The sequence below is a fragment of the Leptospira wolbachii serovar Codice str. CDC genome (assembly GCF_000332515.2).
Classification (GTDB): Bacteria; Spirochaetota; Leptospiria; order Leptospirales; family Leptospiraceae; genus Leptospira_A; species Leptospira_A wolbachii.
Genome location: NZ_AOGZ02000008.1, coordinates 232,090 through 245,115, shown reverse-complemented (window position 1 = coordinate 245,115; position 13,026 = coordinate 232,090). Strand labels below are relative to the sequence as shown.

The following is a 13,026-nucleotide window of genomic DNA, read 5'->3' as shown; positions in this document are numbered from 1 at the left end:
AGTTTAGAGAAATCCTGGATTTACGCAATCAATTGTAAAAATCGAATAGACAAATCGAAAGTTTTCAGTAATTTAATGTCGGTTTAGAGGCATACATGACAGAAAAAGAAGCCACTTTGGGTCGCTGGCATAAAGAATTTTTTGAGAACATTCACCTATTTGTAAAATCGGGTCTCACCGAATCAGAAGCAAAGTCCATTTTAGAAGAGTTTTTAGTTCTCTCGCAAAGCACACCGAAACCTAAGGTCATGGATATCTTTCAAGAACCAGAACGTCTGGAAGAAATCGGCGTGTATACGGACATCCGCACCCAACCTCGCGACTTTATGCTGAAGTTCCTGGATCCCATTATGAAGAAATTCAAAGTGGAAGGAACAGAGAACCTAAAACTGTTAGATGGAGTCATCGGCAAGTATCCAGTCACTCTCATTTCCAATCATTTGAGCCATTTGGATGCACCAGCTATCTTTACACTATTGTACAATGCAGGCCCGGAAGGAAAAAAAATTGCAGAATCCCTTGTCTTTATAGCAGGACGGCTAGCATTCGAACCGGACTTCACACGGCTCGGCCTCTACATGTTTGGAACCCTTCTTGTTTGTTCCAAAAAGGATATGGCCGACAATCCGTCTTTATCCGACGTGATGACCAAAATCAATATGCGAGCTTTCCGCAATTCGCAGAAATTACAGTCAGATGGAAAGGTCATTTCCATCTTTCCAGAAGGAACTCGCTCTCGTGACGGTAGGCTTATGCCTTTTGTGGACACAGTGTACCATTATGTTGCCAATAAAGTCATTTTACCCATCTCGTTAGAAGGAACGGAAAAAATTCTCCCGATAGAAGGTTTACTTTTTAACCAAGCCGTCGGGAAACTCGTGATAGGAAAACCAGTCCTTGTTGGGGAACTCACAAAAAAGGAAATGTTAACATTTCCAACTCACATTGAACAAATTTCCTTTCCGGGCACTGGAGACAAAAAACAGTTCATAATCGATAACCTGGCTCTCCTTGTTGGAAGTAATTTAAACAAACACAAACATGGAACCTATCGTAACCTCTACAAAGGAGACGTGAGAGAAACAAACCAACTCATTTCGTTTCCGAAAAAACCAGACGAACATGTGGTCATCATTGGCTCATCCAATATGTCCGTGGCTTTCGCTTGTGTGATGGCAAATAAAAATGTAAAAGTCACTATCTACAGCCCCGATTCAGAAATGGTAAAACAAAGTAATGAAGAAAAGCGCGATGTGGTCCATTATCCTATTTACAAATTACCACCAAACATCGAATTTTCGGACAAACCGGAAGTTTTAGAATCAGCAACCCTATTCATCCAAGGAACTAATCCCTGGGAATTCGATAACATCTACTCAAAAATTAGAACATACCTTCAGAAAAATAAATCCCCCATGGTCAACGTAATCAAAGGATTTACTGGTTCTAAAAAGGGTCTTATTTTGGAAGACCTTCATGAATTGTTACTGATTGAACGAGATCGTCTCGCAGTCGTTTCTGGTGCCTGTTACCCCGACCAAATTATGGAACGTAAAATTTCTGGATTTGAAATCTCAGCTTTCGAAGACTCTCTCATACCTAAACTGAAAGAACTTCTCACCAATAACTATATTTTCACAAGAACCGCTATCAATTCGAGGGACACAAAAGGAGTTCAACTCGGTGGAGCCTTAAAAACAGTCTATGCCCTTGCTATGGGACTTGTAGAAGGCTATTTCAAACGAGAGTTAGGTGGAAATGTGGATAATACACTTTTCCATTTGAGTAATCGCTTTTTCAATGAAATGGTATCTATCGGAGTTTTACTTGGTGGGGATCCAACTACATTCAATGGCCTTTCAGGAATGACAGACTTTATGTTGGCATGTTTCGGATCAGATACTAGAGATAGAAAGTACGGGTATGATTTGGCTTACGGCACAAGACCAGAAAAGATCACCAATGGCTTTTATGGGCTAAAAGTACTACCCAACCTAATCCAACTAGATGAAAAAAGGCATCCCATTGTAACAGCAGCTTACCGAACTGTGATCCAAAACGAGGACTTTGATTTGATTGCGGAAAAATTGCAAATGCAATTGGCTAGATTTTAGGAAGGGTCACTTGAAACTCCGTGTTGCCAGGTTCCGATTGGAATTGGATCCGGCCACGGTGCCTTTCTTCCACAGACTGTTTCACGATCCCAAGACCAAGCCCCGTTCCCTCCCCTTTTTCCTTCGTTGAATAAAAAGGCTCAAAAATTCTTTTTTGAATACCAATTGGGATTCCCGATCCGTTGTCCTTCACTCGAACCACAACTTCTCTTTCCAACTCATCCACTTGGATCGTTAAGGATCCTTTGAAAGCCATAGCTTGTAAGGCATTGTAAATGAGGTTTGTCCAAATTTGTATCAGTTCATCTGGATAACCCATAATAATAGGATTCGCATTGTACACGCGAATGCACTCCACTCCAGATTTCATTTTACTATGATATAGAGTAAGCACCGTTTCAATCGTATCTACCAAATTGATTTCTGATTTTGCTTCGTTGCGGTCGATCCTCCCATAGTTTTTTAGACTATAAACAATTTTAGAAGTCCTCTCAACTGCCAATCGAATAGATTCGATACTACGCAAAGTATTCAACTCTGATAAAACTAATTCCAGAAGAGGTGATGATTTGAAATGCGGTAAAAAATCTTCATTTTCGAGAATGAAATCGGAAACACCGAGATCCACAATTCTATCAGCTAAATCGTACGCTGATTCAATCTGCAAATTAATGAAAATGCTTTCTAAAGTTTTTTTTGCCTTTCGTGATTCTGCAAAGTTATAAGACTTCGGTTTGATTGTAAATAATTCGATGACCCAGGAAATAATCTCATTAATCTCTTTATCCGAATATTTAGAAAAACATTCCTTAATTTGGAACAAACGAGTGCCAAAATTTCCCATTCGATTGTATATCTGTTCACTAAATGCAGCAATGGCTGCAAGTGGATTATTGATCTCGTGAGCAACACCAGCGACTAACTGTCCCAAGGTGGCCATTTTCTCGGAAAGGATCAATTGGTCTTGAGCCTTTTGTAAATCTTCCAGGATCCGATTGAGTTCTTTTGTTCTTTCTTTTACAGCAAATTCTAGAGCCTCTTTATTTTGTTTGGATTCTGTTACATCAATGAGAATGGCAAGAAGAGTTGGCCGGCCTTTGGTTTGCAAAATGGTATTCCCAGATACCACATGACGAATCTCTCCAGACTTCGTACGAATGCTTGCTTCCATACCCGTACTCCAACCTTTTTTGAGAAGCTCTGCCATCAAACGTTCGCGATCAAATTTGGTAATCCATATATTTAGATCATAAGAAGCACGTCCGATGATTTCTTCCCTTGAATACCCAATGAGACGGCAATAGGCCTCGTTGACATCATCATACACGGCGGTTTCCGCATTCGAGAGACTAACAGCCGCTGGATTCAAACGGAAAACACTTTCAAATAATTCTTTACTGATTACAAGTTCATTTTGCAAAACAGCAGCAAGGTATTCCTTTTCTTTTAATGCAGTGATGTTCTGCCCAGCGGAGAGAAGGTATTTTCCATTTTCAACAATTCTACCGCTGAATAAAATCGTTACGGTAGCGCCAAGTTTAGTAATCAGAGGGACTTCCAAATTAAGGACAAAACCATCTCTTTTTAAACCAACTAAAATAGCTTCCCGGTCGTTCGCATTAGAATAGATTCCTAAATCGAGGGTGGACTTACCAATGACCTCTTCCCGAGTCCGACCAAGCCAAGCACAATATACATCATTGGCATCGACATAAAGACCAGTTTCCATATCGGTAAGAGCCATCCCAATGGGACTTGAACTAAAGGCAGTATGCCAAATAGAATCGGATGTAGAAAGGATGGGAGTCATTCGTTTGGAATGTAGAATCCTAACGGATATTCAAACGAATGCAATAAAAAAAAGCCCACTCGGTTGAGCAGGCTTCTCTTCGAAAGTCAAATCGGAAAAAGTTCTACTTAGTAGCTGCTTTTTCTTTTTTTGCTTTTTTTGGTTTTTCTTCTTTTTTAGCAGGTTTCTTTTCTTCGCGTTTTGCTTTTGTTTCTGCTTTTAACTCATCTTGAGTTTTGCGATCCACAAGTTCCAAAATTCCCATTGCCGTGTTGTCAGAAGGACGGTTTACCAAACGAATGATTCTTGTGTATCCACCTACTCTTTCAGCGTAACGGTTAGCAAGGTCTTTCAAAAGTTTAGTTACGATTTCTTGGTCACCTAAATGGCTATAAAGGTATCGTGTATTGTGCAAGATCGCTGCATTTTTCTTTTGTTCATCAAGATTGGCAAGGTTGGCATCTAGGTTGCGTTTTGCTCTAGTGATGATTCGTTCCGCATAAGAACGAGCCACTTTCAATTTTGCAACGGAAGATTCAATCCTTTCATGACGAAGAAGAGAGATTACCATATTTTGGATCATAGCTTTTCTATGATCTGCGGATCTGTTGAGTTGTTTAACTTTATTACGTTTGTTCATCTTAAAAATCTCTCATACCGAACGAAAGTCCCATTGAGGAAAGTTTTGCTTTCAACTCTTGTAAACTTTGTTCGCTGAAATGTTTTGATTTAGTCATTTCGTCTTCTGATCTTTTAACGAGTTCACCAATGAAGTCAATTTCCAAGCTGCGAAGAACGTTTGTAGAGCGAACCGAAAGTTCCAATTCTTCTACATGTTTAGATAAAGCTGCTTTTAGTTTTTCGTCAGCTTCATCCAATTCTTCTTCTTCTTCTTCAATTTCTTCTTCAAAGTTGATGAATACAGTTAAATGGTCTTTTAGAATTTTTGCTGCTTGTGCCACTGCATCTTCTGGAGAAACAGAGCCGTCAGTCCAAACTTCCATAGTAAGTTTTTCATAATCAGAACGTTGTGCAACACGAGTTTCTGATACTTCAAACAATACTTTTTGGATTGGTGAAAAGATAGAATCGATTGGAATTGTTCCCAAAACCTCGATATCTTTCTTTTTGTCCTCAGCAGGAACGTATCCACGTCCTCTTTGGATTTCCAAATCCATAATCAAATTCGCATCCTCATTGAGAGTTGCTATATGAAGGTCTGGATTCATGATTTCAATAGAAGAATCAACAGCGAGATCCGCTGCACGAAAGTAACCAGCACCTTTTAATTCTAGGTGGATTACTTTACTTGCTTCTTTATCTTCTGGCTCGTATTTGATTCGAACTTGTTTTAAGTTAAGAATGATACGAGTAACGTCTTCAGCTACACCTTCGATATAAGAAAACTCGTGAGAGACTCCTTCAATTCGAATCGCGGAAATTGCCGCACCTTCGATGGAGGACATAAGCGTACGACGAAGGGAGTTACCGATCGTTGTGCCAATTCCTCTTTCGAAAGGTTCTGCAACAAACTTACCATAGTTTGGTGTATTCACATCGGTAGTGAATTCGATTTTTTTGGGTCTTTTAAAACCTTTTAATAAATTCTTTGGAGACAATGTCGTATCCTTCTTCTCTAAATTCTTACTTCGAGTACAACTCTACGATTACCTGTTCTTTCACAGGGATATCAATATGATCTCTTGTTGGAAGTGATAACACTTCTCCGGAGAACTTGGTATAGTCTACACTTACCCAAGAAGCAGTTCGATTGATTGCTTGAGCGAGTTTGATATTTTCTTCAATAAACGGAGATTTTTGGAATTTCTCACGAATTTCGATTTTATCACCTATGTTCACTCGGTAAGAACAAATATCTACTCGGTGGCCATTCACTAAAATATGTCTGTGTGCAACAAAGTTACGTGCTTGTCTTCTTGTTACAGCAAAACCCATACGATAGAGAACGTTATCCAATCTTCTTTCGAGGAATTGAAGTAAGTTCTCACCAGGAATCCCTGGAGTGTGCGTTGCTTCTTCGAAGTATCTACGGAATTGTTTTTCTAAAACTCCGTATGCGCGTTTTACTTTTTGTTTTTCACGAAGCTGAGCCCCGTATTCAGTGATCTTTCCTTTTTTCTTTGGAGGAAGACCCGGTGGATACTTTCTCTTTTCAAGGGAAGATTTTTCTTTATGTAATGTATGACTATTTTTGAGAAAGAGGTTTAACCCCTCTCTTCTCATCAATTTAACAACTGGACCTCTGTAACGTGCCATATATAATTCCTACACCCTTCTTCTTTTTCGTGGTCGGCACCCATTGTGTGGGAGCGGAGTTACGTCTTTAATGAGTTTGATTGCAAGGCCTTTCGTAGTTAAAGAACGAATGGCAGACTCACGTCCAATTCCTGGACCTGATACCATTACATCTACTTCAGAAAGACCAGAAGCTTCAATTGCCTTCTCAGCAGCATTGGTAGCGGCAACTTGCGCAGCATAGGGAGTGGATTTTTTGGATCCACGAAAACCCATCATTCCAGAAGAAGACCAAGAAAGAACGTTTCCAACCATATCCGTAATGGATACAATTGTATTGTTAAACGAAGCTTGGATATATACCTTACCTCGCGGAACATTCTTCTTTTCTTTTTTCTTAACCTTTTTGGTATCTTTTTTATTCTTAGCGTCTTTTTCAGCCATGGATGAGTCCTCTATTTACCCGGTGCCTTTTTCTTGTTGGCAACGGTCTTCTTGACACCCTTACGGGTTCTAGCGTTGGTTCTTGTTCTTTGTCCGTTGACTGGAAGTCCTCGTCTGTGGCGAAAACCTCTGTAACAACCCACATCCATCAATCGTTTGATGTTTAGGTTGACTTCAGAACGAAGATCCCCTTCTACCTGGTATGATTCTTCAATGACTCTACGGATCGCGGCTTCTTGTTCGTCCGAAAGGTCCTTCACCCTGATAGATTCGTCAATTCCTGCTTTTTTCAGGATACTTTGAGAGGATGTCTTACCAATACCAAATACGTATGTAAGACCGATCACAATTCTTTTGTTTGATGGTAAATCAACACCCGCGATACGTGCCATATCTTTCTATCTTTGCCTTTGTTTGTGTTTTGGGTTCGTGCAAATCACTCGGATTACACCTTTTCTGCGAATGACTTTGCATTCTGGACAGATTTTTTTAACTGATGATCTAACTTTCATTATAGTTCCCTATTTCTTTCTGTAAGTGATACGGCCCTTAGTTAAGTCATAAGGAGAAAGCTCTACAGTAACCTTATCGCCGGGTAATATACGGATATAATGCATACGCATTTTTCCCGAAATGTGTGCTAGAACTTTATGACCGTTCTCCAGTTCCACACGGAACATGGCATTCGGTAACGGTTCTAAAACGGTTCCGTCGATGGTGATTGCTTCTTCCTTAGCCAGGGTCTATCTCCTACTAGATCGATTTTAAAATAGTGTTAGTGATTTCTTCCATACTTCCCAAACCATTGATTTGCCGAAGGATCCCAGAGCCTTTATAAAAGTCTATCAGGGGCAACGTCTTGGTGTTGTAAGTATGCAGACGGTTTTTGATGGTCTCTTCGTTGTCATCCGAGCGTCCTTCTTTGATCGCTCTACCTAGCAACCGTTTGACGAGTTCTTCGTCAGGAACGTCTAGGTTGACAACGGAGTCGAGCTCCATGCGGAGCTCTTTGAGGATTTCCGAGAGAGCCTTTGCTTGCTCCACCGTCCTAGGAAATCCATCCAGAATGAATCCATTCGCACAATCAGATTCGACCAAACGGTCGCGAATTATGCCTATAACGACAGCATCTGGAACAAGGTCTCCAGCGTCCATATATTTTTTTGCTTCAATCCCCATCGGGGTTCCGTTTTTTACGGCAGCACGGAGAATGTCTCCAGTAGAGATCTGCGGAATTTGGTATTTCTCTTTGATGATGTCAGCTTGGGTCCCTTTTCCAGCACCTGGAGGACCCATAAAAATCAATCTCTTCATCGGTTACACTCTTCCCTTGATTTTAGTCTTCTTCATGAAACCTTCGTAATTTCTCATGAGTAGCTGGGCTTCGATTTGTTTCAAAGTTTCTAGAGCCACACCCACCATAATGAGAAGCGAAGTTCCTCCGAATGTATACACCAAAGTTCCGCCACCGGTGTTAGAACCGAGGTTTAAAAACTTAATGATGAGATACGGAGCAAGAGCAAGACCAGCAAGGAAAAGAGCACCCGGTAGGGTGATTCGATTCAAGATTTTCTCAATCATATCTTTTGTTTGGCTTCCTGGACGAACACCAGGGATAAACCCACCGTATTTTTTTAGGTTATCAGCAAGTTCCTGTGGGTTGAACTGAATTGCCGTATAAAAATACGCAAAGAAAATGATCAGAGATGTATAAATCACATAATAGAAAAGGGCATGGTACCAGATTTGAGAAAATGGATTAAAATAGTCCATAATCACTGCCCAACCTGCCCATTGACCACCCTTAGAGGATAACCACTGAACAATTGTTTGTGGAAATAGAATCAAAGAGGATGCAAAGATAATTGGCATTACATTGGCACTGTTGACTTTGAAAGGAATGGATTGGCTACGTGCCTGAACCATTTTTCTACCCACCATTTGTTTTCCGTAATTTAACGGAACCCGGCGAACCCCTTGGGTCAATATGACGGTAAGGGAAATTAGAACGATAAAGATAATGATAAGAATGAGGATACTAAGAGCATCAGAAGTATCGGAAGTAAACATAGCAATGAGTGCTTCTGGCATACGACCAATAATCCCTGCAAAGATAATGAGAGAGATCCCGTTACCAATTCCGCGTTCCGTGATTTGCTCTCCAAGCCATATAAGAAGGACTGTTCCCGTAGTGATGGATAACATCGCAATTGGTAAAAAGTAACCTTCCACGGATGGATTGATAAGACCTGGATACTTCGCTTGCGCCGTTCCTGATCCCGTAGACCAAGAATTAGCAAGTTGGATCACTGCAAGAGATTGGATCGCACAAAGGATCAGAGTTCCGTACTTAGTGTACTGTTGGATTTTCTTTCTACCCTCTTCCCCTTCCTTTTGCATCTTTTGCAAACTAGGAATGAGAACCATTACAAGTTGCATGATGATGGAAGAAGAGATATAAGGCATAATCCCAAGTGCAAAAATAGAAAATTTGAGAAGAGCACCACCTGCAAACAAATCCACCATTCCGAGGAAACCTTCGCTCGGATCGGCAGTAATGCCCGTTACGATTAAACTGTTGATACCGGGAATGGTAACGTGAGTTCCCATTCTAAAAAGTAACAACATACCGATCGTAAATAGGATTTTGGATCGTAATTCCGGGATTCGAAAGATGTTAGCGATGGTTTGAAACATGGGTTATCTAGTTTTTTTTCTCTTCTTTTTTCTTTTCTCTAATGATGACTTTCCCACCCGCTTTTTCAATTTTCTCTTTTGCAGAGGCAGAAAAAGCATCTACCGTAATGGTGATGGCAACAGTCACTTCTCCCGTTCCCAAAAGTTTAATCGGTCCGGCTTCGGACTTAATCAAACTTTTTGCTTTGAGAATCGCTGGTGTTACTTCTCCAGAAAGACCTGCTTTAGATAAAGAGATCAAGTTGACTGGTTGGAATTCCACAGAGAAAATATTAGTAAAACCACGTTTTGGCAAACGTCTGTGGAGAGGTAGCTGTCCACCTTCGAATCCACGTCTCATCGAAGCGGCCCGTGCCCTTTGTCCTTTGGAACCACGAGTGGAAGTTTTTCCCATCCCGGATCCTGGACCTTGTCCCACACGTTTCGGAGAAGTTGTTGCACCTTCCGGAACGGGAACCAAGTTTTTGTTTCCTAGAGATGTGGATTTTTTGGGGCGTTTTGCACCAAATCCACGGCCTTGTTCAATTCTGTCTTGAGCCATACAATTATACCTTTTCCACTTTCAACAAGTAACCTACTTGTCGTAACATCCCTTTCAATTGGGGAGTCATTTTGTGTTTTTTGGATTGGCCTTTCTTTTTAAGGCCTAGTGCAATTAGAGTTTTTTTGTGTACCGGAATGATACCAATAGAACTCTTTTCTTGCGTTACAATCACGTCTTCCATAGTCAGATTCCTTCTTATAGATCTTGCCCAAACAAGTGTTTGAGGCTGACACCACGTCGTTTTACCGCCATTGACGGTGTTTCCAACTGTTGTAATGCGTCCATAGTCGCTTTTACAATGTTCATTGGGTTTGAAGATCCCCATGACTTTGTAAGAACATCTTGGATCCCTGCTCTTTCCAATACGGAACGAACAGAAGCTCCGGCGATGATCCCCGTTCCCGGAGAAGCTGGCTTCAAAATCACTCGAGCGGATTTGAACTGTCCCACAACATCGTGAGGAACGGTATGACCGATATAGTGAATGGATTTTAAATTCTTTTTTGCCGATTCAATGGACTTTCGGATCGCATCTGGAACTTCATTCGCCTTTCCAAATCCAATTCCTACTTTTCCTTTAGAGTCACCAACGACTGAAAGTGCGTTGAAGGAGAAACGACGTCCCCCCTTCACTACCTTGGCAACTCGGTCGATTTTTACGACCTTCTCAGTAAATTCTTTTGTTTCTTCTTCTAACATCATTTAGAACTCCAATCCACCTTCGCGGGCAGAATCAGCAAAAGCGGCAATTCTTCCATGGTAAACCATTCCAGAACGGTCGAGAACCACTTGGGAAACTCCTGCTTTTTTCGCCTTATCAGCGACTACTTTACCGAGTTCGGTCGCAGCCGATTTACTCTTCTTAGAATTTTCATGTTTCGGAAAATCTTTCTCGAGAGTTGTTGCATAAACAAGTGTTACACCCTTCGCATCATCAATGATTTGTGCGGTGAGGTAACGATTTGTTTTATTGAAAACCAACCGAGGTCTTTCCGATGTAGAGCGAAGTTTGTATCTAACTCGTTCCGCTCTTCTCAATCTTTTCGTATTTTTAGCTGTCTTATTGATCATGACGTTCTACTTCTTACCGGTCTTTCCGGCCTTTCTACGGATGTACTCGTTCTGATATTTGATCCCTTTTCCTTTGTACGGTTCAGGGGGTCTTTTAGAACGAATGTCAGCCGCAACTTGTCCAACCAGTTGTCGGTCAATTCCCGATACTTTGATTTTTAGCTGATCTGCGACATCAATTTTGATACCTGTAGGTTCAGGGAAAACCACTTCGTGAGAATAACCAAGAGCCATCACTAGATCTTTACCGCGTTTTTGAGCACGATAACCAACCCCAGTAATTTCTAAGTTCTTTTCCCAACCAGTAGTCACACCTTTTACGCAGTTCATCGCAAGGGAACGAACGAGACCGTGGAGAGCCACAGTCTTTTGGTCTTCACTTTTACGAGTAAAAACCAATTCGCCGTTTTCAACATTTGCGCTGACACCTTCGTAAAGTGGAGTTTTTAATTCCCCTAAAGGCCCCTTAATCGTAAGGGCCTCAGCTTCTGCTTTCACTTCTACCTTTGCAGGCAATTTGATAATACTTTTTCCAACTCGAGACATGGTGTTATCGTTCTCTAGAATACCTTACAGAGAACTTCCCCTCCTACTCTGAGTTTTCGAGCACGTTTCCCAGTCATCACCCCTTTCGAAGTCGAAAGGATGAGTGTTCCGATGTTATTTCGGAACGGTCTGATTTCTCCGGATTGGATGTAAACTCGACGACCAGGAGTAGAAACTCTCTCGATCATACGAATTACCGGTTTCTTTTCCGTGTCGTATTTTAATTTCACTTGGAAGTCATCAAAACTTCCATTTTTTACAGTTTGAATATCATCTACAAAACCTTCTTCTTTGAGAAGGTCTAGGATGGATTTTTTGATTTTGCTACCAGGAATCACACAAAGCTCATGTTTAGCTTGTTGTGCGTTTCTGATTCTTGTTAGCATATCTGCGATTGGATCTGAAAGACTCATATCTTACCTTAACCTAATTACCAGGAGGACTTTTTCACACCGGGAATCTGAGCCTTGCTAGCAAGGTCCCGGAAGCAAAGACGACACATATCAAAGCGGCGCAAATAAGCGCGTGATCGACCACAAAGAGGGCAACGATTGTACTCTCTCACTTTGAATTTTTGCTCTTTGGCGTGGCGTTCCATCATTGATTTTTTCGCCATGAATAATCTCCTACTTACCTGCCGCACGGTAAGGCATACCGAAGGCTTGGAATAATTCGAACGCTTCTTTGTCCACTTCCGTGTTCGTTACGAAAGTGATATTGATCCCGTAGATCGTATTGATTTTATCAAAATGAATCTCAGGGAAGATGATCTGTTCTCTTACGGACAGATTGTAATTTCCTCGACCATCGAAACCTTTGGGGTTTACACCGCGAAAGTCACGAACCCGTGGAAGAGCCACGTTTATGAATCTGTCAAGGAACTCATACATATGATGACCGCGAAGGGTAACTTTGCAACCAAGCACCATTCCTTCTCTCACTTTGAAACCCGCAATGGACTTCTTAGCGAAAGTTTTTACTGGTCTTTGGCCTGTAATTTGACCAATTTCTAACAAACAAGCTTCCATCGCTTTTGGGTTTGTGTGAGCTTCGCCCATACCAACGTTGATTACGATTTTTTCAAGTTTGGGAACTCGCATTACACTTTGAAAGCCGAGTGACTTTTGGAGTGTAGGACGGATTTCCTTCTCGTATTTTGATTTAAGCCTAGGTACCATAACTTATACTTCTTTCCCTTCAGGTCGAGTCACTCGGATGGATTTACCATCCTTCTTGACAAAGCCCAAGCGTACAGCCTTAATTTTCTTCTTTGGCTTCGCCTTGTTCTCTGCTTTGGTGTCGTGAAACATCACATTGGAGATATGGATTGGGAATTCGATTTCGATCGCTCCACCTTGAGGGTTCTCTTGGGTTGGTCTTACGAATCTCTTTCTTTTGTTCACACCTTCGATATAAACGCGGTCTTTGCGTTTGTCGATAGCTAGAACTTTCCCTTTTTTCCCTTTTTCTTTTCCGGAAATCACAAGAACTTCATCGTCCTTTTTGATTTTCGCTTTTTTGAATTTAGTGGGCTCGGAGCCTCTATATGCTAATTTAGCTGCCAT

At 41.2% G+C, this 13,026-nt stretch carries 20 protein-coding genes; 1 reads left to right on the top strand and 19 read right to left on the bottom strand.

Annotation, left to right across the window (positions count from 1 at the left end; genetic code table 11):
- Window positions 1–95 precede the first annotated feature (95 nt).
- Window positions 96–2,114: a 1-acyl-sn-glycerol-3-phosphate acyltransferase gene (locus LEP1GSC195_RS02980; RefSeq protein ID WP_015680043.1), complete on the top strand. Its 2,019-nt coding sequence runs from the start codon at window positions 96–98 to the stop codon at window positions 2,112–2,114.
- Here LEP1GSC195_RS02980 and LEP1GSC195_RS02975 read toward each other — a convergent pair.
- The 19 genes from LEP1GSC195_RS02975 to rplX all read right to left on the bottom strand — a co-directional run bounded on the left by LEP1GSC195_RS02975 (window position 2,104) and on the right by rplX (window position 13,026).
- Complete coding sequence (locus LEP1GSC195_RS02975) at window positions 2,104–3,924, bottom strand: PAS domain-containing sensor histidine kinase (protein WP_040506239.1); 1,821 nt, start codon at window positions 3,922–3,924, stop codon at window positions 2,104–2,106. The two genes, LEP1GSC195_RS02980 and LEP1GSC195_RS02975, sit on opposite strands and share 11 nt — an antisense overlap.
- Window positions 3,925–4,027: 103 nt before the next feature.
- Window positions 4,028–4,543 (bottom strand): 50S ribosomal protein L17, encoded by a 516-nt coding sequence (gene rplQ, locus LEP1GSC195_RS02970; protein WP_040506238.1) that lies wholly within the window; start codon window positions 4,541–4,543, stop codon window positions 4,028–4,030.
- Between the two features lies 1 nt (window position 4,544).
- Entirely contained in the window at window positions 4,545–5,522 is a 978-nt protein-coding gene (locus LEP1GSC195_RS02965) for a DNA-directed RNA polymerase subunit alpha (RefSeq protein ID WP_002974165.1), read from the bottom strand.
- Between the two features lie 25 nt (window positions 5,523–5,547).
- Window positions 5,548–6,180 carry a 30S ribosomal protein S4 gene (gene rpsD / locus LEP1GSC195_RS02960; RefSeq protein ID WP_002983303.1) on the bottom strand — a complete coding sequence of 211 codons (633 nt, stop codon included), beginning with the start codon at window positions 6,178–6,180 and terminating at the stop codon, window positions 5,548–5,550.
- A gap of 9 nt (window positions 6,181–6,189) precedes the next feature.
- Window positions 6,190–6,603 (bottom strand): 30S ribosomal protein S11, encoded by a 414-nt coding sequence (gene rpsK, locus LEP1GSC195_RS02955; RefSeq protein ID WP_002974369.1) that lies wholly within the window; start codon window positions 6,601–6,603, stop codon window positions 6,190–6,192.
- Between the two features lie 11 nt (window positions 6,604–6,614).
- Window positions 6,615–6,995: a 30S ribosomal protein S13 gene (gene rpsM, locus LEP1GSC195_RS02950; protein ID WP_002982948.1), complete on the bottom strand. Its 381-nt coding sequence runs from the start codon at window positions 6,993–6,995 to the stop codon at window positions 6,615–6,617.
- 6 nt (window positions 6,996–7,001) lie between these two features.
- A complete protein-coding gene (gene rpmJ / locus LEP1GSC195_RS19440) occupies window positions 7,002–7,115 on the bottom strand; it encodes a 50S ribosomal protein L36 (protein ID WP_002983148.1) in 114 nt (37 codons plus the stop codon).
- Between the two features lie 9 nt (window positions 7,116–7,124).
- On the bottom strand, window positions 7,125–7,343 hold the full coding sequence (gene infA / locus LEP1GSC195_RS02945; protein WP_012476295.1) for a translation initiation factor IF-1: 219 nt from the start codon (window positions 7,341–7,343) through the stop codon (window positions 7,125–7,127).
- A 13-nt stretch (window positions 7,344–7,356) separates the two neighbouring features.
- Entirely contained in the window at window positions 7,357–7,917 is a 561-nt protein-coding gene (locus tag LEP1GSC195_RS02940; RefSeq protein WP_015680141.1) for an adenylate kinase, read from the bottom strand.
- Between the two features lie 3 nt (window positions 7,918–7,920).
- A complete protein-coding gene (gene secY, locus LEP1GSC195_RS02935; RefSeq protein WP_002974039.1) occupies window positions 7,921–9,300 on the bottom strand; it encodes a preprotein translocase subunit SecY in 1,380 nt (459 codons plus the stop codon).
- Window positions 9,301–9,307: 7 nt separating this feature from the next.
- Window positions 9,308–9,841 (bottom strand): 50S ribosomal protein L15, encoded by a 534-nt coding sequence (rplO, locus tag LEP1GSC195_RS02930; RefSeq protein ID WP_015679955.1) that lies wholly within the window; start codon window positions 9,839–9,841, stop codon window positions 9,308–9,310.
- Window positions 9,842–9,845: 4 nt separating this feature from the next.
- Window positions 9,846–10,025, bottom strand: coding sequence for a 50S ribosomal protein L30 (rpmD, locus tag LEP1GSC195_RS02925; protein ID WP_015679814.1), 180 nt, complete (start codon window positions 10,023–10,025; stop codon window positions 9,846–9,848).
- A gap of 14 nt (window positions 10,026–10,039) precedes the next feature.
- Window positions 10,040–10,543: a 30S ribosomal protein S5 gene (gene rpsE / locus LEP1GSC195_RS02920; RefSeq protein ID WP_002973816.1), complete on the bottom strand. Its 504-nt coding sequence runs from the start codon at window positions 10,541–10,543 to the stop codon at window positions 10,040–10,042.
- A gap of 3 nt (window positions 10,544–10,546) precedes the next feature.
- Window positions 10,547–10,915 carry a 50S ribosomal protein L18 gene (gene rplR / locus LEP1GSC195_RS02915; protein ID WP_039926661.1) on the bottom strand — a complete coding sequence of 123 codons (369 nt, stop codon included), beginning with the start codon at window positions 10,913–10,915 and terminating at the stop codon, window positions 10,547–10,549.
- Window positions 10,916–10,921: 6 nt separating this feature from the next.
- Window positions 10,922–11,461, bottom strand: a complete 540-nt coding sequence (rplF, locus tag LEP1GSC195_RS02910) for a 50S ribosomal protein L6 (RefSeq protein ID WP_002973724.1) — start codon at window positions 11,459–11,461, stop codon at window positions 10,922–10,924.
- Between the two features lie 14 nt (window positions 11,462–11,475).
- Entirely contained in the window at window positions 11,476–11,874 is a 399-nt protein-coding gene (rpsH, locus tag LEP1GSC195_RS02905; RefSeq protein ID WP_002982987.1) for a 30S ribosomal protein S8, read from the bottom strand.
- Window positions 11,875–11,891: 17 nt separating this feature from the next.
- Window positions 11,892–12,077: a type Z 30S ribosomal protein S14 gene (locus tag LEP1GSC195_RS19435; RefSeq protein ID WP_012476296.1), complete on the bottom strand. Its 186-nt coding sequence runs from the start codon at window positions 12,075–12,077 to the stop codon at window positions 11,892–11,894.
- 10 nt (window positions 12,078–12,087) lie between these two features.
- Window positions 12,088–12,639, bottom strand: a complete 552-nt coding sequence (gene rplE, locus LEP1GSC195_RS02900) for a 50S ribosomal protein L5 (RefSeq protein WP_002982447.1) — start codon at window positions 12,637–12,639, stop codon at window positions 12,088–12,090.
- A 3-nt stretch (window positions 12,640–12,642) separates the two neighbouring features.
- Complete coding sequence (rplX, locus tag LEP1GSC195_RS02895; protein WP_015680188.1) at window positions 12,643–13,026, bottom strand: 50S ribosomal protein L24; 384 nt, start codon at window positions 13,024–13,026, stop codon at window positions 12,643–12,645.

Coding starts and splice junctions, on each gene's coding strand:
- LEP1GSC195_RS02980 (WP_015680043.1), top strand. CDS start 96: ATGACAGAAAAAGAAGCCACTTTGGGTCGCTGGCATAAAGAATTTTTT.
- LEP1GSC195_RS02975 (WP_040506239.1), bottom strand. CDS start 3,924: ATGACTCCCATCCTTTCTACATCCGATTCTATTTGGCATACTGCCTTT.
- rplQ (WP_040506238.1), bottom strand. CDS start 4,543: ATGAACAAACGTAATAAAGTTAAACAACTCAACAGATCCGCAGATCAT.
- rpsD (WP_002983303.1), bottom strand. CDS start 6,180: ATGGCACGTTACAGAGGTCCAGTTGTTAAATTGATGAGAAGAGAGGGG.
- rpsK (WP_002974369.1), bottom strand. CDS start 6,603: ATGGCTGAAAAAGACGCTAAGAATAAAAAAGATACCAAAAAGGTTAAG.
- rpsM (WP_002982948.1), bottom strand. CDS start 6,995: ATGGCACGTATCGCGGGTGTTGATTTACCATCAAACAAAAGAATTGTG.
- rpmJ (WP_002983148.1), bottom strand. CDS start 7,115: ATGAAAGTTAGATCATCAGTTAAAAAAATCTGTCCAGAATGCAAAGTC.
- LEP1GSC195_RS02940 (WP_015680141.1), bottom strand. CDS start 7,917: ATGAAGAGATTGATTTTTATGGGTCCTCCAGGTGCTGGAAAAGGGACC.
- secY (WP_002974039.1), bottom strand. CDS start 9,300: ATGTTTCAAACCATCGCTAACATCTTTCGAATCCCGGAATTACGATCC.
- rplO (WP_015679955.1), bottom strand. CDS start 9,841: ATGGCTCAAGACAGAATTGAACAAGGCCGTGGATTTGGTGCAAAACGC.
- rpmD (WP_015679814.1), bottom strand. CDS start 10,025: ATGGAAGACGTGATTGTAACGCAAGAAAAGAGTTCTATTGGTATCATT.
- rpsE (WP_002973816.1), bottom strand. CDS start 10,543: ATGTTAGAAGAAGAAACAAAAGAATTTACTGAGAAGGTCGTAAAAATC.
- rplR (WP_039926661.1), bottom strand. CDS start 10,915: ATGATCAATAAGACAGCTAAAAATACGAAAAGATTGAGAAGAGCGGAA.
- rplF (WP_002973724.1), bottom strand. CDS start 11,461: ATGTCTCGAGTTGGAAAAAGTATTATCAAATTGCCTGCAAAGGTAGAA.
- rpsH (WP_002982987.1), bottom strand. CDS start 11,874: ATGAGTCTTTCAGATCCAATCGCAGATATGCTAACAAGAATCAGAAAC.
- LEP1GSC195_RS19435 (WP_012476296.1), bottom strand. CDS start 12,077: ATGGCGAAAAAATCAATGATGGAACGCCACGCCAAAGAGCAAAAATTC.
- rplE (WP_002982447.1), bottom strand. CDS start 12,639: ATGGTACCTAGGCTTAAATCAAAATACGAGAAGGAAATCCGTCCTACA.
- rplX (WP_015680188.1), bottom strand. CDS start 13,026: ATGGCAGCTAAATTAGCATATAGAGGCTCCGAGCCCACTAAATTCAAA.